This window comes from Martelella sp. NC20, from assembly GCF_013459645.1.
GTDB lineage: Bacteria > Pseudomonadota > Alphaproteobacteria > Rhizobiales > Rhizobiaceae > Martelella.
This window is the reverse complement of record NZ_CP054861.1, coordinates 1,218,305-1,238,688: the sequence shown is the minus strand read 5'-3', so window position 1 is coordinate 1,238,688 and position 20,384 is coordinate 1,218,305. Positions and strand designations below refer to the sequence as shown.

The 20,384-nt window shown below is 63.8% G+C and carries 20 protein-coding genes; 9 read left to right on the top strand and 11 right to left on the bottom strand.

The genetic code is table 11. The features are described 5' to 3' along the window. Positions 1–39: 39 nt before the first annotated feature. Positions 40–1,647 carry a phosphoenolpyruvate carboxykinase gene (locus HQ843_RS05980; protein WP_180899375.1) on the bottom strand — a complete coding sequence of 536 codons (1,608 nt, stop codon included), beginning with the start codon at positions 1,645–1,647 and terminating at the stop codon, positions 40–42. A 336-nt stretch (positions 1,648–1,983) separates the two neighbouring features. Between HQ843_RS05980 and HQ843_RS05975 the strand changes: the two genes are divergently transcribed. From HQ843_RS05975 to HQ843_RS05945, 7 genes are all read left to right on the top strand, one after another. Continuing rightward, positions 1,984–2,700 (top strand): response regulator transcription factor, encoded by a 717-nt coding sequence (locus tag HQ843_RS05975; protein WP_180899376.1) that lies wholly within the window; start codon positions 1,984–1,986, stop codon positions 2,698–2,700. Between the two features lie 126 nt (positions 2,701–2,826). After that, positions 2,827–4,533, top strand: coding sequence for a sensor histidine kinase (locus HQ843_RS05970; protein ID WP_246710393.1), 1,707 nt, complete (start codon positions 2,827–2,829; stop codon positions 4,531–4,533). Then, complete coding sequence (locus HQ843_RS05965) at positions 4,530–5,012, top strand: HPr kinase/phosphorylase (RefSeq protein WP_180899378.1); 483 nt, start codon at positions 4,530–4,532, stop codon at positions 5,010–5,012. The genes HQ843_RS05970 and HQ843_RS05965 overlap by 4 nt, the downstream gene beginning before the upstream one ends. Before the next feature lie 148 nt (positions 5,013–5,160). Then, positions 5,161–5,559: a PTS sugar transporter subunit IIA gene (locus tag HQ843_RS05960; protein WP_180899379.1), complete on the top strand. Its 399-nt coding sequence runs from the start codon at positions 5,161–5,163 to the stop codon at positions 5,557–5,559. Between the two features lie 8 nt (positions 5,560–5,567). Next, positions 5,568–5,843: an HPr family phosphocarrier protein gene (locus HQ843_RS05955; protein ID WP_180899380.1), complete on the top strand. Its 276-nt coding sequence runs from the start codon at positions 5,568–5,570 to the stop codon at positions 5,841–5,843. A gap of 139 nt (positions 5,844–5,982) precedes the next feature. Beyond that, entirely contained in the window at positions 5,983–6,768 is a 786-nt protein-coding gene (locus HQ843_RS05950; protein WP_180899381.1) for a ThuA domain-containing protein, read from the top strand. 122 nt (positions 6,769–6,890) lie between these two features. Further along, entirely contained in the window at positions 6,891–7,979 is a 1,089-nt protein-coding gene (locus tag HQ843_RS05945; protein ID WP_180899382.1) for a Gfo/Idh/MocA family protein, read from the top strand. A 69-nt stretch (positions 7,980–8,048) separates the two neighbouring features. On the opposite strand, the gene HQ843_RS05940 is transcribed toward HQ843_RS05945, so the two are convergent. Further along, positions 8,049–8,804: a Crp/Fnr family transcriptional regulator gene (locus tag HQ843_RS05940; RefSeq protein ID WP_180899383.1), complete on the bottom strand. Its 756-nt coding sequence runs from the start codon at positions 8,802–8,804 to the stop codon at positions 8,049–8,051. A gap of 253 nt (positions 8,805–9,057) precedes the next feature. Between HQ843_RS05940 and HQ843_RS05935 the strand changes: the two genes are divergently transcribed. Beyond that, positions 9,058–10,131 carry a glycosyltransferase gene (locus HQ843_RS05935; RefSeq protein WP_180899384.1) on the top strand — a complete coding sequence of 358 codons (1,074 nt, stop codon included), beginning with the start codon at positions 9,058–9,060 and terminating at the stop codon, positions 10,129–10,131. Positions 10,132–10,157: 26 nt separating this feature from the next. Here the strand turns inward: HQ843_RS05935 and HQ843_RS05930 are convergent, their stop codons facing one another. The 7 genes from HQ843_RS05930 to HQ843_RS05900 all read right to left on the bottom strand — a co-directional run bounded on the left by HQ843_RS05930 (position 10,158) and on the right by HQ843_RS05900 (position 18,224). Continuing rightward, positions 10,158–11,678, bottom strand: coding sequence for an aldehyde dehydrogenase (NADP(+)) (locus HQ843_RS05930; protein ID WP_180899385.1), 1,521 nt, complete (start codon positions 11,676–11,678; stop codon positions 10,158–10,160). A 15-nt stretch (positions 11,679–11,693) separates the two neighbouring features. Beyond that, positions 11,694–12,836, bottom strand: a complete 1,143-nt coding sequence (locus HQ843_RS05925) for a fumarylacetoacetate hydrolase family protein (protein ID WP_180899386.1) — start codon at positions 12,834–12,836, stop codon at positions 11,694–11,696. Positions 12,837–12,940: 104 nt separating this feature from the next. Beyond that, a complete protein-coding gene (locus tag HQ843_RS05920) occupies positions 12,941–13,891 on the bottom strand; it encodes an alpha/beta hydrolase family protein (protein WP_180899387.1) in 951 nt (316 codons plus the stop codon). A 41-nt stretch (positions 13,892–13,932) separates the two neighbouring features. Beyond that, positions 13,933–15,135 carry a CaiB/BaiF CoA transferase family protein gene (locus tag HQ843_RS05915; RefSeq protein ID WP_180899388.1) on the bottom strand — a complete coding sequence of 401 codons (1,203 nt, stop codon included), beginning with the start codon at positions 15,133–15,135 and terminating at the stop codon, positions 13,933–13,935. Between the two features lie 103 nt (positions 15,136–15,238). Further along, complete coding sequence (locus tag HQ843_RS05910) at positions 15,239–16,207, bottom strand: Bug family tripartite tricarboxylate transporter substrate binding protein (RefSeq protein ID WP_180899389.1); 969 nt, start codon at positions 16,205–16,207, stop codon at positions 15,239–15,241. Further along, positions 16,204–17,781, bottom strand: a complete 1,578-nt coding sequence (locus HQ843_RS05905) for a tripartite tricarboxylate transporter permease (protein ID WP_180899390.1) — start codon at positions 17,779–17,781, stop codon at positions 16,204–16,206. The genes HQ843_RS05910 and HQ843_RS05905 overlap by 4 nt, the downstream gene beginning before the upstream one ends. Then, complete coding sequence (locus HQ843_RS05900) at positions 17,778–18,224, bottom strand: tripartite tricarboxylate transporter TctB family protein (protein WP_180899391.1); 447 nt, start codon at positions 18,222–18,224, stop codon at positions 17,778–17,780. The genes HQ843_RS05905 and HQ843_RS05900 overlap by 4 nt, the downstream gene beginning before the upstream one ends. Before the next feature lie 123 nt (positions 18,225–18,347). Between HQ843_RS05900 and HQ843_RS05895 the strand changes: the two genes are divergently transcribed. Then, positions 18,348–19,301: a LysR family transcriptional regulator gene (locus HQ843_RS05895; protein WP_180899392.1), complete on the top strand. Its 954-nt coding sequence runs from the start codon at positions 18,348–18,350 to the stop codon at positions 19,299–19,301. 147 nt (positions 19,302–19,448) lie between these two features. Here the strand turns inward: HQ843_RS05895 and HQ843_RS05890 are convergent, their stop codons facing one another. After that, complete coding sequence (locus HQ843_RS05890; RefSeq protein WP_180899393.1) at positions 19,449–19,811, bottom strand: helix-turn-helix domain-containing protein; 363 nt, start codon at positions 19,809–19,811, stop codon at positions 19,449–19,451. Beyond that, the gene (locus tag HQ843_RS05885) at positions 19,808–20,365 is read right to left on the bottom strand and encodes a Smr/MutS family protein (protein ID WP_371822073.1); all 558 of its coding nucleotides are present in this window, start codon (positions 20,363–20,365) and stop codon (positions 19,808–19,810) included. Before HQ843_RS05885 ends, HQ843_RS05890 begins: the two co-directional genes overlap by 4 nt. Between the last annotated feature and the right edge of the window lie 19 nt (positions 20,366–20,384).

Sequence of the window (20,384 nt, the reverse complement as noted above, 5' to 3'; positions counted from 1 at the left end):
CCCGGGTATCGCGCACCCTTTTCAGGGTTCGTCTGTTTGTCAGGCCGCCGCCAGAACGCCCGGCGACGCGGCCTTGACGCCGTCATCCACATGGTCCTCGAACTTGGCGAAGTTGGCGACGAACATGTCGACCAGTTTCTTTGCCTGCGCATCATAGGCGTTGGCATCCGCCCAGGTGCCGCGCGGGTTGAGGATGGCGGCATCGACGCCCGGCACGGAGACCGGCACCTCGAAGCCGAAATTGGCATCGGTGCGGAAATCGGCGCCGGCAAGCCGGCCCGACAGCGCCTCGGCGAGCATGGCGCGGGTCTGGCGGATCGGCATGCGGCTACCGGTGCCATAGGCGCCGCCGGTCCAGCCGGTATTGACCAGCCAGCACTGGACGCCGTGCTGCGCGATCAGCGCCTTCAGCAGATTGCCATATTCGGTCGGGTGGCGCGGCATGAACGGCGCGCCGAAACAGGTCGAGAACGTCGCTTCGGGCTCGGTGACGCCCTTTTCGGTGCCCGCGACCTTGGCGGTGTAGCCCGACAGGAAGTGGTACATCGCCTGCTCGGGGGTGAGCTTCGCGATTGGCGGCAGCACCCCGAAGGCATCCGCCGTCAGCATGATCACGGTCTGGGGATGGGGCGCGAGCCCGGTGCGCGAGGCGTTGGGAATATAATCCAGCGGGTAGGCGCAACGGGTGTTTTCGGTCAGCGAGCCGTCGTCGAAATCGGGATTGCGGTCGGCATCGAGCACGACATTTTCCAGCACCGTGCCAAAACGCTGGGTCGTGGCGTAGATCTCGGGCTCGGCCTCCGCCGAAAGCCGGATGGTCTTGGCGTAGCAGCCGCCCTCGAAGTTGAACAGGCCCTTTTCGCCCCAGCCATGCTCGTCATCGCCGATCAGCGTGCGCGCCGGATCGGCCGAAAGCGTGGTCTTGCCGGTGCCCGACAGGCCGAAGAACACCGCGGCATCGCCGTCATCGCCGACATTGGCCGAGCAGTGCATCGGCATCACGCCGCGTTCCGGCAGCAGGTAATTGAGCACGGTGAACACCGATTTCTTCATCTCGCCGGCATAGGACGTGCCGCCGATCAGCACCAGGCCGTTGACCAGATCGCAGGCGATCACGGTCTCGGTGCGGCAGCCGTAGCGCTTCGGATCGGCCGCGAAGGACGGCAGGTTGATGATCGTCAGCTTCGCCTCGAAATCCTCCACCGCGTCGCGATCGGGACGGATCAGCAGGTTGCGGATGAACTGGGCGTGCCAGGCATATTCGGTGATCACGCGCGTCGGCAGGCGGTTGTCCTCATCGGCGCCGCCGATCAGGTCCTGCACGAAAAGGTCCCTGCCGGCGGCATGGGCCAGCATGTCCGCCTTCAGAAGCGCGAAATGCTCCGGCGTCATGGCCTTGTTGTTGTCCCACCAGATCTGGTCGCGGGTGACGTCATCGCAAACGACGAACTTGTCCTTTGCCGAACGGCCGGTGTGCTGGCCGGTGAGCGCGCGCAACGCGCCGCCGGCGGTCAGAACGGCTTCGCCACGACGGATTGATTCCTCGCAGAGTTCAGCCGGAAGAAGGTTGTAGTAGACTTCATTGAGGTCTTTCAGCCCCGCCTGGTCCACCGGAAAGCTGCGATTGTAAATTCCATGCTCCGCCATGTCTTCGCCTTTCAGAAGCAAATTCAATTTTTTAAAAACATATTAAATAAATTCGCATCCGACAACCGGGAAAGTCTCAAAAGGTAATGAAATCAGTTATTTAATCGATTAAAGAAAATTCACGCATGACAGCGATATGAAATTTTCCCTGTTTTCTCATGACTTTAACCGCGCAGAAAAGCCGGCGCGAAATCCGGTTTAAACCGCAGCGGATTGGCGTAACCGGCGATCCTGCCACAATTTGTTCCAGTTTTTTTCCAACAAATGCTAAAAACAGGGAGTTGGTCCGTTCTTTCGGGGCGGTCCTTCCAAAACCAAGCTGACAGGGAGTTCCCCATGCAGACGATCGCTCTGGTCGATGACGACCGCAATATTCTGACCTCGGTGTCGATCGCGCTCGAATCGGAGGGGTATCGCGTCGACACCTATACCGATGGCGCCACCGCGCTGACCGGGCTTCAGGCCAACCCCCCGCAGCTTGCCATCTTCGATATCAAGATGCCGCGCATGGACGGGATGGAACTGCTGCGCCGGCTGCGCCAGAAATCCGACATGCCGGTGATCTTCCTGACCTCGAAGGACGAGGAGATCGACGAGTTGTTCGGCCTCAAGATGGGCGCCGACGATTTCATCACCAAGCCTTTCTCGCAGCGCCTGCTGGTGGAGCGCGTCCGCGCCGTGCTGCGCCGGGTCGCCGCCCGCGAGGCCGCCGCCAACGGCATCAAGCCGGCCGATGGCGAGGCCAACCGTCCGCTGGAGCGCGGGCCGCTGGTGATGGACCGCGAGCGTCATACCTGCACCTGGAAAGGCGGCGCGGTCACCCTCACCGTCACCGAATTCCTGATCCTGCAATCGCTTGCCCAGCGCCCGGGCGTGGTCAAGAGCCGCGATGCGCTGATGGATGCCGCCTATGACGATCAGGTCTATGTCGATGACCGCACCATCGACAGCCACATCAAGCGCCTGCGCAAGAAGTTCAAGATCGTCGACACCGACTTCGACATGATCGAGACCCTTTACGGCGTCGGCTATCGCTTCCGTGAGGCGGCCTGATTTTCCCGATGACGACCGGCGAGCCCATCGACTTCGGGCCCGCCGGGGCAAGCAGGACGTAGCGTGACGGACACAGCCAAGAACACTGCCAAACCGGCCCGGCGCTGGCGAAAGCCCTTCGCCGTGATGCGCTGGGTGCTGGCCTCGACCGTGTTCTCCAGCCTCAACTGGCGCATCCTGTTCTTCAACCTTCTGGCGCTGTTCTTTCTGGTCGGCGGCATCCTCTATCTCAACCAGTTTCGCGAGGGGCTGATCGACGCGCGCGTCGAAAGCCTCTTGACCCAGGGCGAAATCATCGCCGGCGCGATCGCCTCCTCGGCCTCGGTCGAAACCGACACGATGACCATCGACCCGCAGAAGCTGCTGGAACTGCAGGCCGGCGAGAGCGCCCGGCCGACCACCAGCGACGAGGATCTTCGCTTTCCGCTCAATCCGGAAAAGGTGGCGCCGATCCTCAGGCGTCTGATTTCGCCGACGCGGACAAGAGCGCGGATCTTCGATCCGGACGCCAATCTCATTCTCGATTCGCGCTATCTCTATTCGCGCGGACAGGTACTGCGCTACGATCTGCCCGCCGCCAGCGTGGACGACAGCGAAAGCGTCAGCAACAAGCTCGGCAACCTCATGAACCGCTTCCTGCAGCCCGGCAACCTGCCGCGCTACGAGGAGGCGCCGGGCGGCGACGGCTCGATCTACCCGGAAGTCGTCAAGGCGCTCGATGCCCAGCGTTCCGCCGTGGTGCGCGTCACCGACAAGGGCAAGCTGATCGTCTCCGTCGCCGTGCCGATCCAGCGTTTTCGCGCGGTCCTCGGCGTATTGCTGCTGTCCACCCAGGCCGGCGATATCGACCAGATCGTCCATGCCGAGCGGATCGCGATCATCCGCGTCTTCGGGGTCACGGCGCTGGTGACGATGATCCTCTCCTTCATGCTGTCCTCGACGATTGCCAATCCGCTGCGCCGGCTTTCCGAAGCCGCCGTAAGGGTGCGCCGCGGGGGACCGCGCGAGCGTGAGGAAATCCCGGATTTTTCGGCCCGCCAGGACGAAATCGGCCATCTGTCGACAGCGCTCAGGGAGATGACCACGGCGCTCTATGACCGGATCGACGCGATCGACAGTTTCGCCGCCGATGTCGCCCACGAGCTGAAAAACCCGCTGACCTCGCTGCGCAGCGCGGTCGAGACGCTGCCGCTGGCGAAAACAGAGGAGTCCAAGGCCCGGCTCACCGAAATCATCCAGCACGATGTGCGCCGCCTCGACCGGCTGATCAGCGATATCTCGGACGCCTCCAGGCTCGATGCCGAACTTGCCCGCGAGGATGCCACACGCTTCGATGTCGAGGCGCTGCTCACCGACCTGGTGGAGATCTCTCGCGAGACCAGCAAGCGCCACAAAAAGGTGCAGATCGGATTCACCGCCCATCCCGGCAATCACGGCAAGACCGCGTTCGAGGCGATCGGGCATGATCTGCGCATCGGCCAGATCGTCACCAATCTGATCGAAAACGCCCGGTCCTTCGTGCCCGAGAAGACCGGCCGCGTCGATGTGGCGCTGACCCGCACAAGGGCACAGATCACCGTCACCGTCACCGATAATGGCCCCGGCATCCGGCCCGATGCGCTGGAGCGCATTTTCGAGCGGTTTTACACCGACCGGCCGGATGGCGAGGCCTTCGGCCAGAATTCCGGCCTCGGTCTTTCGATCTCGCGCCAGATCGCCGAGGCCCATGGCGGCACGCTTGCGGCGGAAAACGTCACCGATCCGGAAACCGGCGAGGTCAGGGGCGCACGCTTCACGCTCACCCTGCCGGCGGCCATCGGCAAGGCATCATGACCGGCGCGACCAATCTGCATGCGACGGCAATCGTGCTTGGGGCGACCGGCATCCTGATCACCGGCCCCTCTGGCGCCGGCAAAAGCGCGCTCGCGCTCTCGCTGATACGGGCGGGACGGCTGCATGGCCTTCATGCAAGCCTGATCGCCGATGACCAGATCATGATTTCGGCCTTCAACGGCACGGTGGTGGCTGCAGCCCCGGCGGCGACCGCGGGATTGATCGAAATCCGCGGGACCGGCCTCGTCCCCATCGACCACCTGCCGGAGGCGGTCATCGATTTCGCGCTCCTGCCCGTCGATCCGGCCGAGGCCGCGCGCCTGCCGGAAGCCGGCGAAAGCCTCGCCGTTCTGCCCGGTCTGGCGCTGCCGCTCGCCCGCCTGCACTGGCCCTCGCCCGATCCGTTTTCGACGCTTGCAGCACTTTGTCCCGGACTTGAGGAAGGACGTCCCGCACGGCCGCGTTTCGCCGATTACTGATCGCCTCGGCACGGGCGACTTGTGACCGGCCCGCATCAGAGCGACGGCTGCAACTGATTTCATGTGAGATTTCGCCCTTTTGGCTTGCACTTCGCGCCCGCTTCGACAAGATGCGAACGTGATCGCCTGCCGAAAAGGAGCTTGGTGAATGATCGGACTGGTTCTTGTGACCCATGGCGGCCTTGCGGAGGAATTCCGTCTGGCGGTCGAACATGTTGTTGGGCCCCAGGATGCCATCGAGACGATTTCGATCGGTCCCGAGGACGACATGGATCGCCGCCGCGACGATATCGTTGGCGCTGTCGGCAGGGTCGATGCCGGCAATGGCGTCATCATCCTGACCGACATGTTCGGCGGAACGCCCTCAAATCTTGCGATTTCGGTGATGAACAGCACGACCGAGGTGATCGCCGGCGTCAACCTGCCGATGCTGATCAAGCTCGTGGCCGTGCGCCAGGAAAACGACATGGCCAAGGCGCTTGCCGAAGCCGAGGATGCCGGCCGCCGCTATATCAATGTCGCAAGCCGTGTTCTGAACGGGAACTAACAGGCTAGATGGAACCGCTGACCCGCCGCCTTACCATTCTCAACAAAAGGGGGCTGCATGCGCGCGCTTCCGCGAAATTCGTTCAGACCGTCGAAAAGTTCGACGCCTCCGTCAATGTCACCAAGGATGGCATGAATGTCGGCGGTACGTCGATTATGGGGCTGATGATGCTTGCAGCCGGCATCAACAGCACTATTCTCGTTTCCGCCGCGGGAGCCGAGGCGGAGCCGGCGCTCGATGCGATCGAGGCGCTGATTGCCGACCGCTTCGGCGAGGACGGCTGAACCCGGAGCCGGGCCGCTTTTCACGAAAGAACCGCGGACCCGCTCCATCTGTTTGTTTTCCGCATTTCCGCGAATTTCGGGCGAGCCCGCCCGGGTCGCGAAATGCGCCGAGCCCATCCGGGAAAAGTGGATACCAGACATGACGATCAGAACACTCGTTTGGGGCGAGAACGTCCACGAGCAGACCAACAAGACCGTGGCCGACCTTTACCCGCGCGGCATGCATGCCGCCATCGCCGAAAGCCTCAACCGCGATGACGGGATCTCCGCCGAAACCGCCGTTCTCCAGGATCCCGAACATGGGTTGACCGCGCAGAGGCTTGCCGAAACCGACGTCCTGCTGTGGTGGGGCCATGCCGCCCACGGCGAGATCTCCGACGCCGTCGCAGAGCGGGTCTGCGAGGCGGTGTGGAGCGGGATGGGCATGATCTTCCTGCACTCGGCGCATTTTTCGAAACCGTTCAAACGGCTGATGGGCACGGCCTGCAATCTCACCTGGCGGGAGGCGGGCGAGCGCGAGCGGCTGTGGGTGACCTCCGCCAACCACCCGATCGCCGCCGGCGTCGGGCCGATGTTCGAGCTTGAAAACGAGGAAATGTACGGCGAGCCCTTCGGCGTGCCGGAACCGCTCGAGACCGTGTTCGTGAGCTGGTTCCAGGGCGGCGAGGTGTTCCGCTCCGGCCTCACCTACAAGCGCGGCGCGGGCAATGTGTTCTACTTCCGCCCCGGCCACGAGACCTATCCGACCTATCACGACGCCAATGTCCAGCGCGTGATCGCCAACGCCGTGCACTGGGCCCACAATCCGGCCCGCCGGATCGCCGAGCCGACCGCCGCTCCCAACGTGCCGGTCGACAAGGCGCCGGAAAAAATCGCGGAGCGCGGCGCCCGCCTGCACAATCCCGGCGAAGAGGGTTTCCGATAGAGGCAGCGCTTTTCGCCGAAGCGCCTCTCCACTCCATTCCATCTATTTGTTTTTCTGATACATTTTCGCAGAGCTCAGGCGTTTTCACCTGCCCGCGAATGCTCAACCACGGAGACATCCCGATGAGCGAGACCAAGAAACCGGTACGGGTGCTGCTGGTCGGCACCGGCGGCATGGGACGCACCCACGCCGAAGCCTATGCCGACATCCCCGGCGTGAGCGTCGTGGCGGGCGTCGATCCTCGCACCGATGTGCTCGCTGCATTTTGCGACAGGCACGGGATCGAGGGCCGCTACGCCACGCTTGCCGAGGCGATCGAGCGATGCGATTTCGACGCCGCCTCGGTGGTGACGCCCGACGGTCTGCATTATGCCACGACCATGCCGCTGATTGCCAGCGGCAAGCATGTGCTTTGCGAAAAGCCGCTGAGCACCGACTACGCCTTTGCCTCCGAAATGGCCTCGGCCGCCGAGGCCGCCGGCATCGTCAACATGATCAATCTCAGCTATCGCAATGTCGCGGCCCTGCAAAAGGCCGCGGATATGATCGCCGAAGGCGCGATCGGCGCCGTGCGCCACTTCGAGGCATCCTACCTGCAAAGCTGGCTGACGCAGGCGGCATGGGGCGATTGGCGAACCGAGCCCGGCTGGCTGTGGCGGCTTTCCACGGCGCATGGCTCGAAAGGCGCGCTCGGCGATGTCGGCATCCACATCGTCGATTTCGCCACGTTTGCCGCCGGTTCCGCGCCGCATTCGGTCTCCTGCCGCACGGCCGTGTTCCACAAGGCGCCGGACGACCGGATCGGCGACTATACGCTCGATGCCAATGACAGTTTCGTCATGCATATGGATCTGGCCAATGGCGCGATCGGCACGATCACCGCCTCGCGCTTCGCCTCCGGCCACCACAATGACCTCCGCCTCAGGATTTACGGCGACAAGGGCGGGCTGCAGGTGCTGTTCGAGCGCGGCGTCAGCCATCTGCGCGCCGCTATCGGTCCGGATGCGCTGCTGAAGGAAGAGTGGAGCGATATCGAATGCCCGCCGGTGGCCTCGATCTACCAGCGCTTCATCGCCGCCATTCGCGGCGAGGCCCCGGCCGACCCGACCTTCCTGCGCGGCGCGGAACTGCAGCAGGTGCTCGACCTCGCCGGCCGCTCCCAGGAAATGGGCAGCCGTTCGCTCACGCTGGAAGCCGTCGCCGGGGAATAGGATTCCGCATGATTAACTTAAATCGAGTCAATCAGACTTAATCATTTAAAATCATAGACATATGCGTGATCACGCCTCGGCCGGCGCGCTCTTGGGAAACCATGATGTGTCGAGATTGGTGTGGCGGTCGGAGAAGTCGCAGATGCGCTTCATCCGTTGCTCTTCCAGAATTTCCACCGACCCGTTGGAGCGGCGGATAAGGCCGTCCTTTTCGAGCGCGGTGAAGCTGCGGCTGACATAGACATTGGTCAGCCCGAGGACATCGGAGAGTTCGGTCTGTTTCAGCGGCAGGCGGAAGGTCGTCGTCATCGATGTGTTGGCTATGCGAAGCCGGGCCTGAAGATCGAGCAGCAGATAGGCGATCCGTTCGCGCGCGCTCATGCGGCCGATGGCGCGCAGGAAATCGATCATGATCACCTGGTTGCGCACCGCGAGCGCAAACAGCAGCGCGGCAAGCTGGGGCGCGCGCATGAACACGTCGTCGAGGTCCTTTTTCGGAAACGGGCACAGGCGCACGTCTTCGGCGGCCCTCAGCACCGTCGTGCGTTCGGTGAAGGCGATGTCGGGAAAACCGACAATGTCGCCCGGATGATGGATCTCCACGATCTGCCGGCGGCCGTCCTTCAGGTCGGCATAGCTGTAGAGCCAGCCCTTTTTAACCACATAAAGGTGAATATTGCGGTCGCCCTCCTGATAGACCTCGTCATTCCTGGCGAAGTCCTTTTCCTCGCGTTCGAGCCGGGCAAGACCTTCAAGCGAGGCGTCCTCGAGTTCGGCATAATGCGAGAGCTTCTGGACCAGGCAGCTTTTCGTGTGCGCGTTCATCTTTGCAAAATCTCCCGGCAGGGCGAATGTGATGGCAAGCTGACTGCCACAGCAATTATGCCGAAACGATGGCAGCAAGGGCAATGACCGGTCGCAGCGCACTTTATCCGGGACCTTCGCACTTTCATCGCAATTTTCACCTATTTGTAACCAGTTTAATGCGCGCTTCGTCAGAATGGTTCAGGTAGATGCCGCGAACGAGGAAATTTCTGATGTCAAAACTGCTGCCGGACTGGCGCAAGGAGGTCATATAATGACCGCCGCCATCGCCATTATCGATCCTTACTGCCTTTCGCCCTACACGCTTGGCACACTTGAAGCCGGGACGCTCAGCGGTGCGGAATCGGTCGCCATGCGCGTTGCCAGAGCCCATGGCAAGAAATTCCGGTTTCATTTCTACCAGAACGGCCGCATCGACATCGATCGCGATTCCTGCGGCTTTTACCGCCCGATCGGTTCGATGCGGGCGGACGATCTCGCCGGCGTTCAGGCGATCGCGGTGATCAGTTCGTGGAAATCGGCGCTGAAGGCGCGCAAGCTCAATCCCCATTGCCCGATCTTTCTCAGGCTTCATTCCAACCCAGGCCGGCACAACCGCCGCATGGGCGAGGCGCTTGCCGAGGCCGATATCGAGATCGTCTGCGTCTCAAATGTCCATGCGCGCCATGTGCGCGATTTCCTGAGCGCGGAGAACCGCACGCTGCCGAAGATCAGCACGATCTACAATCCGGTCGATGACGACCTCGTGCCCGACGCCACCCCGCGCGACATGAGCCGGCTGTTCTTCCCCGGCACGCCGCTGAAGGGGCTTTCGGAAATCATCGAGAAATTCGAACTGCTGCGGCGCGAACGGCCTGATCTGAAACTCGATATCTGCGAAGCCGGCGATATTGTCTGGCCCGACAGCAGGGCGCCGGCCGGCGTCACCTTCCTTGGCCGGCTCGATCATCGCCGGATGATTGAACGGATGCGCCGGTCGCTCTGCGTTTTCTATCCGCAGACGCGCCATTGCCTGCCGTTCAGCCTGCCGCTTGCCGAGGCGAACGCGGTCGGCACGCCGGTGCTCGCCGACGAGCGGCTCGCCACCAATCATGAGATCCTGGGCGGCGGCCAGTGCATCGACACCAGCGACATCGCCGCCATGGCCGGCCGGCTGGACCAGTGGCGCAAGGCACCGCCCGAGATCGCGGCCGCTCCGCAATTCCGCATTTCGCATATCGCTGGATTATGGCGAAACAAGCTTGCCGGCCGGCGCGAGCAACTGCAATCGCAGGGCAACGCGACCGCCGCCATGGATGTCGCCGCGCCGGCAAAGCCTTCCACATAGTCCGGCCGCTGCTTGCCGGACCTGCCCTATCCGATGTGCCTCAAATCCTCCGGCAACAGCGCCGCCGGCATGTTCTGATAGCAGACCGGGCGCAGGAAACGCCGTATCGCCATGGTGCCGACCGAGGTTCCTCCGAAATTGGTGGTCGCCGGATAGGGGCCGCCATGGACCATGGCGTCGCTGACCGCGACCCCGGTTGAAAAACCGTTGGCGAGCAGTCGGCCGGCCTTGCGTTCCAGCACCGGGATCAGCGAGCGGGCGAACTCGGCATCGTCTTGATCCATATGCAGGGTACAGGTGAGCTGACCCTCCAGCCGCTCGGCAACCGCGCGCATTTCCTGGGCATTGGACGCCATGACAATGACGCCGAGCGGGCCGAACACTTCATGGGCGAGCGACGGATTTTCGAGGAATGCCGCGGCGGAGACCTTGTAGAGCGCCGGCGCCGCCTTGCGGTCATTCGCCTCCGCCTTGATCAGCGTTTCCACGCCGCTTGCATCGGCAATCGCGGCGCTGCCCTTGCGGAAAGCCTCTGCGATCCCCTCGGTCAGCATCGTGGCCGCGCCGATCCGCGCCAGTTCCGCTGTCGCCTCGTCGGCGAACCGATCGGCCTCGGGGCCCGACAGCGTCACCATCAGGCCCGGATTGGTGCAGAACTGGCCAACGCCCATGGTCAGCGATGCAGCCCAGGCCCTGGCGATGTCGGAACCGCGATTGGCAACCGCATCCGGCAACAGGAAGTTGGGATTGACCGAGCCAAGCTCGCCGAAGAACGGGATCGGTTCATCGCGACGGGCGCAAAGGTCGAACAGCGCCCGCCCGCCGGCAAGCGAACCGGTGAAGCCGACCGCCTTGATCAGCGGATGGGTCACGAGCATCGCGCCGGCTTCATGCGAGGCGCCCTGCAGCAGGGAGAACACGCCCGGATGAATGCCGCATTTTTCCGCCGCCGCGGCAATCGCCTCGGCCACGATCTCGCCGGTGCCGGGATGGGCCGGATGACTCTTGACGACCACCGGGCAACCGGCGGCAAGGGCCGATGCGGTGTCTCCGCCGGCCGTCGAAAAGGCAAGCGGGAAATTGGAGGCGCCGAACACCGCCACCGGGCCGATCGGGCGCTGGATGAGCTTCAGATCCGGCGAAGGCGGCGTTGCCTCCGGATTGGCCGCGTCATGCCTGCGGTCGAGATAGTCGCCGTCCATGATGTGACGCGCGAACATTCTGAGCTGGCCGGTCGTGCGCCCACGCTCGCCTTCGAGCCGCGCTTCCGGCAGGCCGGTTTCCGCCGCGCCGATCAGGGTGATGTCATGACCGCGTTTTTCGATCTCGTCGGCGATCTTGTTCAGGAATTCGGCGCGGGTCTTTCGGGAGGTATAGCCATAATCCCAGAACGCGGCCTCGGCGGCCTTGGCCGCCTCGTCCACCAACCCCTCCTCGGCCTCGTAATAGTCGATCGGCTTTCCCGTCACCGGCCGTGACGTGAAACGCCGGGCGGCTTCCTTCCAGTCGCCGCCGATCAGATGCCTGCCATGTGGTTCGAACGTCATCGGTGTCTTCTCCATTCAGATCAGTTCGCGTTCAGCGAGATTTGCCATCAGCGCGCGGATGCCGAAGCTCCACGGCGTGCATTCGGTCGAGAGACGAACGGTGTTGTCGAGCCGGCCAAGCCCCGGAGCCGCGATCGCAACCCTGTCGCCGGTCTTGTGGGTGAAGCCCTCGCCCTTCACATCACGATCCTCGGTGGGCGCGAACAGGGTTCCGAGGTAAAGCATGAGGCCGTCGGGATACTGATGATGACGACCGATGGTCTGGCGGACGAGCATCTCCGGATCGCGGCTGATCTCCGACATCGAGGAGTGTCCCGTCATGGTGTAGCCGTCCTCGCCTTCAACCGTCAGCGTCAGTTCCGCGCGCCGCACGTCATCGAGCGTGAAACGCGCGTCGAAAAGCCGGATCATCGGCCCGATCGCCGCGGACGCATTATTGTCTTTCGCCTTGCCAAGCAGCAGCGCCGAGCGTCCCTCGACGTCACGCAGATTGACGTCGTTGCCGAGCGTGGCGCCGACGATGCGGCCGGCCGAAGATACAGCGACAACAATCTCGGGCTCCGGATTGTTCCATTTCGAAATCGGATGAAGCCCGACATCCGCGCCGGGGCCGACCGAAGACAGAACCTGCGCCTTGGAGAACACCTCCGCGTCCGGGCCGATGCCGACCTCGAGATACTGGCTCCAGAGCCCCTCCCCGATCAACGCCTCCTTGACCCGCGCCGCCGCCGCCGAGCCCGCTTCGAGGTTCCTGAGGCTGTCGCCGATCGTCTCGCCGATGCGGGCGCGAATGGCTTCCGCCTTTTTGGGATCGCCGGCGGCCTTTTCCTCGATCACGCGCTCGACCATGGAGCGCGCGAAGGTGACGCCGCAGGCCTTGATCGCCTGCAGGTCGCACGGGCTCAGCAGATGTGTCCGCGCGCTGTCGCCCGGCCGCACCGCCGCAATCTCATCGAGCGGACCGAGAGACCGGCCTTCGGCGTTGCGGACATAGGCGACGGGATCCGCCATTTCGCAGACATCGCGCACCAGCGGCGCCGCCTTGTCGGTGATATCGAAGAGCGCGCCATCGCGCAGCGTCACGATCGCGGGACCCTCAGCCTCTGCAAGCCAGACGCGTCCGATATAGGCGCCGGTGGGGTCGTCGATGATGCTCATGCCTGCCTCCCTCGTGATTGGCCTGCAAGCATGCGCAAAATGGCGTTCGACGCAAGCATTCTCCACGGCGGGCGCGGCAGCGCCTCGCCTGATGCCCGAAAATGCTACTTCCGACTGATCTGCGCCGGCCAGCCGGCGACGTGATCCTCCAGCGCCGTCAGCCATGCACGCGCTTGCCGGTCATTCACCAGACAGGCGTCGAGGAAGGCGAGCGTGAGCATGGAGACGGCTTCACGCTGGGCGGGATTGCCGGGCGTCGGGTCGTTGCGGGTCATGCCGCCGAGAAAATGATCGGCCTCATCCAGCACGGCGAGATATTTGTCACCTGCCGGCGCGTGGTGAAACGGCTCGGTCTTCCAGCGCCAGTCCTGCCCCTTGGCGCCGCCGTCGCGGGTCCCGGTCACAGTCAGCATCGGACCTTCGATCGCGTCCCAGGACCCCTCGCGCAGGCCCTGCTGGCCGCGACCCTGGGGGCTCAACAGCACAGCGGCCGCAAACCGCCGGTCGTGGAAGCTGCGCGCGCACTCGCCCGGGACGTCGATCTCGGCGCCGGACAGAAGTTGCGAGGCATAGGCGCCGAAGGAATGGCCGGCGATCGCCGTCGGCAGGGACCCGGCCGATGCGCCAATCGTTTCCGCCTTTATCGACGGGAGATTGTCCATGACGGCGGTGACGATCCGGATCCGGTCCAGCCAATAGAACGGCGTATGCAGGACTTCGAAAAGCCGATCCCTCAACGCCGGAACCAGGATCCACCTTGAAACCTCCGGCGCGTCGGGCGCAAAGCCGAGTTCGTGTGCGGCAGCCGCAACCGCAGCCGCGCCATCGGCAAAGGTCGGATGGATGACGAGATAGCCGTGGCCGGCGAGAAACGCCGAGAGTTCCACATGGTCCTCGCCGTTGCCGCCAAGTCCGTGACAGAAGACGACGGAGCCCTTCGCCTGCCCGCCAGCCGGAAAGCGGCAGACGAGCGGCAATGTCGCGTCCCCGTCTGCAACGTCGATCCGGACGGTCCTGACAGCGCCGGGTTCGCCCGGCCAACCGATAGCATCCATCGTCTTTCCTCCGCTTTCCTTCAGATCACTGCGGGTTTTCCTCAGATCACGCCGGCGCTGCGCAATTCGGCGATCTCGCCGTCCGACAGTCCGATTCCCTGTAGCACGCTTGTGGTATCGGCGCCGAGTTCCGGCGGCGGCGACTGCGCGGTCACCGCCTCGCCATTGGCGCGGAAACTCATCGAGGGCACATGGATCGGCCCGTCATGGCCTTCGATCCGGAATTCGGAGAGCAGGCCGCGCTCGGCAATATGCGCTTCCGAAAGGGTCTCGTCGAGGCTGCGCACCCTGGCGGCGGGAACATCGACCTTAGCCAGCAAAGCCTCCCATTCATCCGCCGTGCGGGTGAGGAAGGTGGCATTCAGCGTTTCACGCAGCGCGGCCCGGTTTTCCATGATGGCCGCCGGGGTGTTCCAGCGGTCATCGGCGAGGATGTCGTCGCGGCCGATCGCGCCGCAGAGCTTCCTGAACTGCGGCGCGTTGTTGGCGGCAAGCATCAGCACGCCATCCCTGGTTTCGAAAGCGCCCGAGGAGGGGCTGGCGCTCCAGGCCTCGTTGCCGCTCTGGCTCGGTTTCCAGCCGGCGGTCATATGCTGGGTCATCAGCGAGGCCATCAGCATCAGCGCGGTATCGAGCATGGCGACGTCGACCTCAACGGCCTTGCCGGTGCGGCCGACTTCCAGCAGCCCGGCCATGATCGCCTGCGCGGCGTTCATGCCGGTGGCGAAGTCGATATAGGGCGCGCCGACCTTGGTCGGGCCGTCGCCGGGTTTTCCGGTGGTCAGCATGATGCCGCACATGCCCTGAATGACATGATCATAGGCCGGCCGGCCGCTCCACGGCCCGTTCTGGCCATAGGCGGAGATCGAACAATAGACGATGTCGGGCTTGATGGCCTTCACCGTCTCGAAGCCGAGCCCGAGCCGCTCGGCGACGCCGGGCTTGAAATTCTCGACGAAGACATCGGCGCCGGCGATCAGCTTTTTCGCGACCTCAAGGCCCTTCGGGCTTTTCAGATCGATCGTCACGGATTTCTTGGCGGCGTTCTGGGTCAGGTAGCTCGATGCCATGCGCCGGGCGGTAAGCTTCGGCAGCAGGCCGCCAAGGCGGGTCCAGTCGCCCTCGCCGGGCTTTTCGATCTTGATCACGTCGGCGCCCATCAGGGCCAGTTGATAGGTGGCATAGGGCCCGGCCAGAACCTGGCTCAGATCGATCACCCTGACGCCCTTGAGTGGCTGAAACATATTGGCTTTCCAGTCTTGGTAAAAGTGCGCCGCGCGCTGATGCGCGACGCGTTTTCTTCGGGGACGGGCCTGCCGACGCAGTTCGCAGTCGTCCGGCTTAGCTCTATTGCGCCGCCTTCGCGGCGCTTTCAATGATCGCCTTGTTGTTCGCGTAGGACTCCCGCATTTCGGCGTAGGACTCATCGACATCGTAGTACTGGATCGGGATGTCGGCCGCCGCCGTGATCTTCTTGAAGCCCTCATCGGTTTCGGCGCCTGCAAGCGCTTCGGCGAGACGGTCGAGGATTGCGCGCGGCGTGCCCTTGGGCAGGAACAGCGTGGTGCGCGAATCCATCGCCATCGGATAGCCCTCCTCCGCGATCGTCAGAACGTCCGGCGCGGAGGGATGGCGGAAGGTGGTAAGCGCCGAGATCGACTTCAGTTCGTCCGGGTAGCGATAATGAAGGCCGCCGGAGAACGCCAGCGCCACCTGATTGCCGAGCAGCGCATTGATCATCTCGCTGCCGCTCTGCAGCGGCACGATGTTGATGTCGAGATCATTGTCCCTGATCAGCGCTCCGATGTAGAGCCGGGCTTCGGGGCTGAGCGCGCCATAGCTGGAACCCGGGTTTTCCTTCGCCCATGCCACATATTCGGACATAGTGTTGAACGGGCTGTCCTTCTGGGTGGCCATGCCGAGCTGATAGGTGGTGATCATGCCGGCATATTCGAAATCATCCGGCGTGTAGTTGACGCCCTCCATGATGAACGGAGAGGTATTGACCACCGAGTTCGACTGGAACAGCATGGTATAGCCGTCGGGCTTGGCCTTCGCCAGTTCGCGCGCGGCGACCGCGCCGCCGGCGCCCGGCTTGTTGGCGATATTGATCGGCTGGCCAAGGTGGTTGGACATGACCTGGGCGGCGGCACGGGCGACCAGATCGGTCTGGCCGCCGGCGCCGTAACCCACCAGCATGGTAATCGGCCTGTCGGGATAGGCATCGTCCGCAAAAGCCGCCCCCGAAAGGCTGGCAAGGCCGATGGCCGCGCCGCCGAAAAGGCCGAGAAGGCCCCGTTTGGTAATCGATTTCATCGCTCATCCTCCCTTTTGATTGCGTGAAATTCAGTATCGTCCGGGCCTTCCGGGCCGGAAAAATCATGCGCATCGTGCCTGACGACCGATGTCGCCATCTTGCTGCCATGGCCGATCCACCAGGTGACGACCACGGTCAGGATCAGGAAAACGAGCGCGATCGGGTGCTTCGCCAGATTGAGCGCGTTGTGATCGAGCAATTGCAGCGACTGGCGGAAGCTCAGCTCAAGATTGGGACCGATGACGAAGCCGATCAGAAACGTGACGAAGGAAAAATCGAGCTTGCGCGCGAAAAACCCGACCAGCGCGAAGGCCAGCATCACATAGATCGAGAAGATGCTGCCGGTTTCCATATAGGCGCCGATGCTGCACAACAGCAGGACGCCCGGAATGATCAGCCGCATCGGCGCCTTGATGATCTGGGCGAACACCCGCTGGCCGAGATAGCCGATCGCCAGCATGATCACGCTGGCGCACAGCATCGCGGCATAGACGTCGGCGACCAGCCGCGGCTGCTGCTTGAACATCAGCGGACCGGGGGTCAGCCCATGCAGGATGAAGGCGGCAATCAGGATCGCGGCGATGACGCTGCCGGGAATGCCGAGCGCGAAAAGCGGGATCAGACTTGCGGGCACGACCGCGTTGTCCGCGCTTTCGGCCGCCGCCACGCCCTCGATCATGCCCTTGCCGAATTTTTCCGGCGTCTTGGAGGCCTTGCGGGTGGCGCCATAGGACAGGAACGAGCCGACGCTGGCGCCGAGGCCCGGCAGGATGCCGACGACCGAGCCGATCAGCGTTCCGCGCGCGATCACCGGAAGACAGCGGCGCCACTCCGACCACAGGATCACGCGGTCCTCGCGCCTGTCGCTGTCGCGGATGTGGCCGGTCGCGGAATCGAGCGTCTTGATGTTGCCCGCCTGCACCGCCATTTCAGCGACCGCCAGCATGCCGATCGCCATCGGCACCAGCTTGATGCCGTCATCGAGCTCCAGCAGCCCGAAGCTCATGCGCGGCACGAAGGTCTCGGTCTCGAACCCGATCGTCGCGAAGAAGATGCCGAGCGCGCCGGCGATCAGCCCCTTGGTCATCGAGGTGCCGGAAAGTCCGCCGATGAAGGTGAGCGAAAACAGAAGGATCGTGCAGAGCTCGACCGGTCCGATCAACAGCGCATAACGCGCCAGGGGTGCGGCCAGCAGGATCAGAATGACCGTCGAGATGAAATCGCCGATCACCGAGGCGAACAGCCCCATCTTCAGCGCCTTCTGCGCCTTTCCCTGACGCGCCAGCGGATAGCCGTCAAGCGCGGTCGGCGCCGAGGACGGTTCGCCCGGCGTGTTGAGAAGGATGGCGGAGACCGCGCTTCCGGCCCCGCTGCCCTTGGCGATGCCGATCAGCATGCCGATGGCCGCCGGCGGCGAGAGGTAGAAGGTGAGCGGAATGGCGACGGCCACGCCGGTGCCCTTGCCAAGCCCCGGCAGAGCGCCCACGACATAGCCGATGAACACGCCGAGCGCCACCCAGATCAGCGTAGCCGGGTGCAGCACATCCTGAAAACCCAGAAGCAGATAGTTCATAGAATGCCCGTCCCGAGTACCTTGTAAAACAGGAGCCAGACCGCAATCAGCAGCCCGGCCGTCATGCCGATGATCACCAGCGGCCGCCGCTCACCGAGGAGCAGCAGGCTTGCGGCGACCAGAAAGACGCCGCCGGCAAGCGGGGACAGAAGCAGGAAAAGCGCAATCGAGATCAGGAAGATGGCGCCGATCCTGGTGAGCGCCAGCAATTCGCCGCGCGCGATCGGCAATTCGTCATCGTCCGGCGATGGCTTGGCGCGCAGATTGGAAAACACCAGAAAGGCCGACAGCACGACCACGACGCCCATCATCATGTTCGGCACGAGGCTGGGCGACATCATGCCGTCCGGCCCGCGCCCGATCCCGTTCGGAATGATGACGGCAAGCGCAAACAGGCCCAACAGGACCAGAACAACGCCCGAAACAATGTTGGCGCGTCTCATTTCACCTCCCATATAGCGATGTTCCCGCGGCAAAAGCCGGGCCATCACTCTCCTCGGTTGCACTATCGCCCATAAGGCGAAAAGAAATAGTCGAAACTTTCTTCAATGTGATAAGGTATTCTTATGGCCAGAACACCAAACCGTCTTGATGGCCTGCGTCTCAGGCATCTGCGCATCCTCGAACTGATCGACGAGCATCGCTCGCTGCGCGCCGTCGGCCAGGCCCTCAACCGGACCCAGCCCGCCGTTTCGCAGATGGTCAAGGACCTCGAATATGCCTTCGGCATCGAACTGGTGGCGCGCTCGGTGCGCGGCGTCGAGCTGACGCCGGCCGGCCATGTCGCGCTGGAGCGCGCCCGTTCGGGGCTTTCGTCATTCGACCAGCTCCTGGCCGAGTTGAAGACCAGCCAGTCTCCGACCCTCAGGATCGGCACCAATCCGGCGCTGATCTTCAACCTGCTGCCGATGGCGCTGCGCGCGCTCGACGCCGAAAACGGCACGGTCCGCTACCGCATTTCCACCGGCGTGGTCGGCGACCTGTTGCGCAATCTGTGGGACGGTCAGCTCGACTGCTATGTCGGGCGGATCGACTGGGATCATATCCCGAAAAAGGTGATGCCGGTGCTGCGTCACGACCCGCTGGCGCGCACCGACCTGGTGCTTGCCTGCTCCAGGAGCCACCCGCTGGCGGGGCGAGCCGATATCGATGTCGCCGAACTGGCCGACTGGGCCTGGCTGCTGCCGCTGGAAGACAGCAACAACCGCATCGCTCTCGAGAAGGAATTGCGCAACCACGGCGTCGCCCTGCGGCAGCCGATGATGGAACTGAACGCCGGTCCCGGCTCGTTGATCACCCTCACCCGCGAAATGCAGGTGCTGACGCTCACCCCCCGTTTCATGCTCGAAACCCGGATCGCCGGCGGAGAGGTGGTCGCGCTCGACATTCCCGGTTTCGCGCTGCCGCAGATCCAGGTCGGGTTCGTGACGCTGGCCGAGCATGAGACCATGGCCTCCGTCAGAGCCTTCCGCCAGGCCCTGAAGGAGGCCGCCGAGGCGCTCGCGACCGAACACGGCTGAGCCGATCCGCACGCCTCTCGCATGCGCGTTCTTTTGGATTCGTTCTGTTTAACTTAATTGGCGCCGAGACGGTCTCTGAAGCCGGGATAAGGACATCATCAAGGGGATGACCGAGGCCGGCCGGGACACCCGTCCGGTGACATCGTCTCAGCGTTTCACGTGTTGCGCCAGCACGGCCTCAAGTTCCCCGATCGCATTCTCGTCAAGCATGCCGATGCTGCGCGACAGGCGGTTGGCGAAGGCGGTGTGGGCGGAGGGCAGGCCGATCGTGTCGATGACGACGCGCGGATCGGACCGTTCGGCAATGTCGAAGAACGCCTCGGCATCATCCCAGATGATGTGGAAATAGCCCGCGACCCGCTGCAGGAAGTCGAAGCTCGGCTTGCCGCGCCGGCCGTGTTCGAGCGCCGACAGATAGGCGGGCGAGACGCCGATGGCCTCGGCCATCTGCTTTTGCGTCACCCCGCGCCTTGCGCGCAGTTCGCGCACGGCATCGCCGAAGGGGGTCATGCGGGTCCTGCCTTCCTGCGCGCGAGGCGGACATAGAGCGCGCCTTCGCCGCCATGGTTTCGGGCGGCGGTCTCGTAGGAGGAGATCAGCGGCCGGAAATCCGGCAGCGAGAACCACAGCGGCACCGTGCGCTTCAAGACGCCGTCGCTTCCGAAGGACGCCCCCTTGCCGGTGATCACCAGGATATGGCGATGGCCCCGGTCATGGGCGCGGCGCAGGAAGGCGAGAAGCAGCGCGTGGGCCTCGTCCTGAAACATGCCATGAAGATCGATGCGGGCATCTATGCCGATGCGACCGCTGGCGAGCTTCTTCTTCACCGGCCGTTCCAGCGGATGGTGGCGCGGTTCGGGCGGCTGGCGGAGCGCGAGCGGCGAAACACCATCCCTCGGCTGCTCGGCCCTGCGCGGGTCGGGCGCCTTCGGGTTCATCAGCTCGGCGAAATTTTCAGGCAAGGCGTCGGATTTGTCGACCTTGCGACCGGGCAAGGGCCGCGCGGTGCGGGCGACCCTGTTCCACAGTTCATGTTCCTCGGACGAGAGCTTGCGCCGGCTCATCAGTCGAACTCCCGTCGGG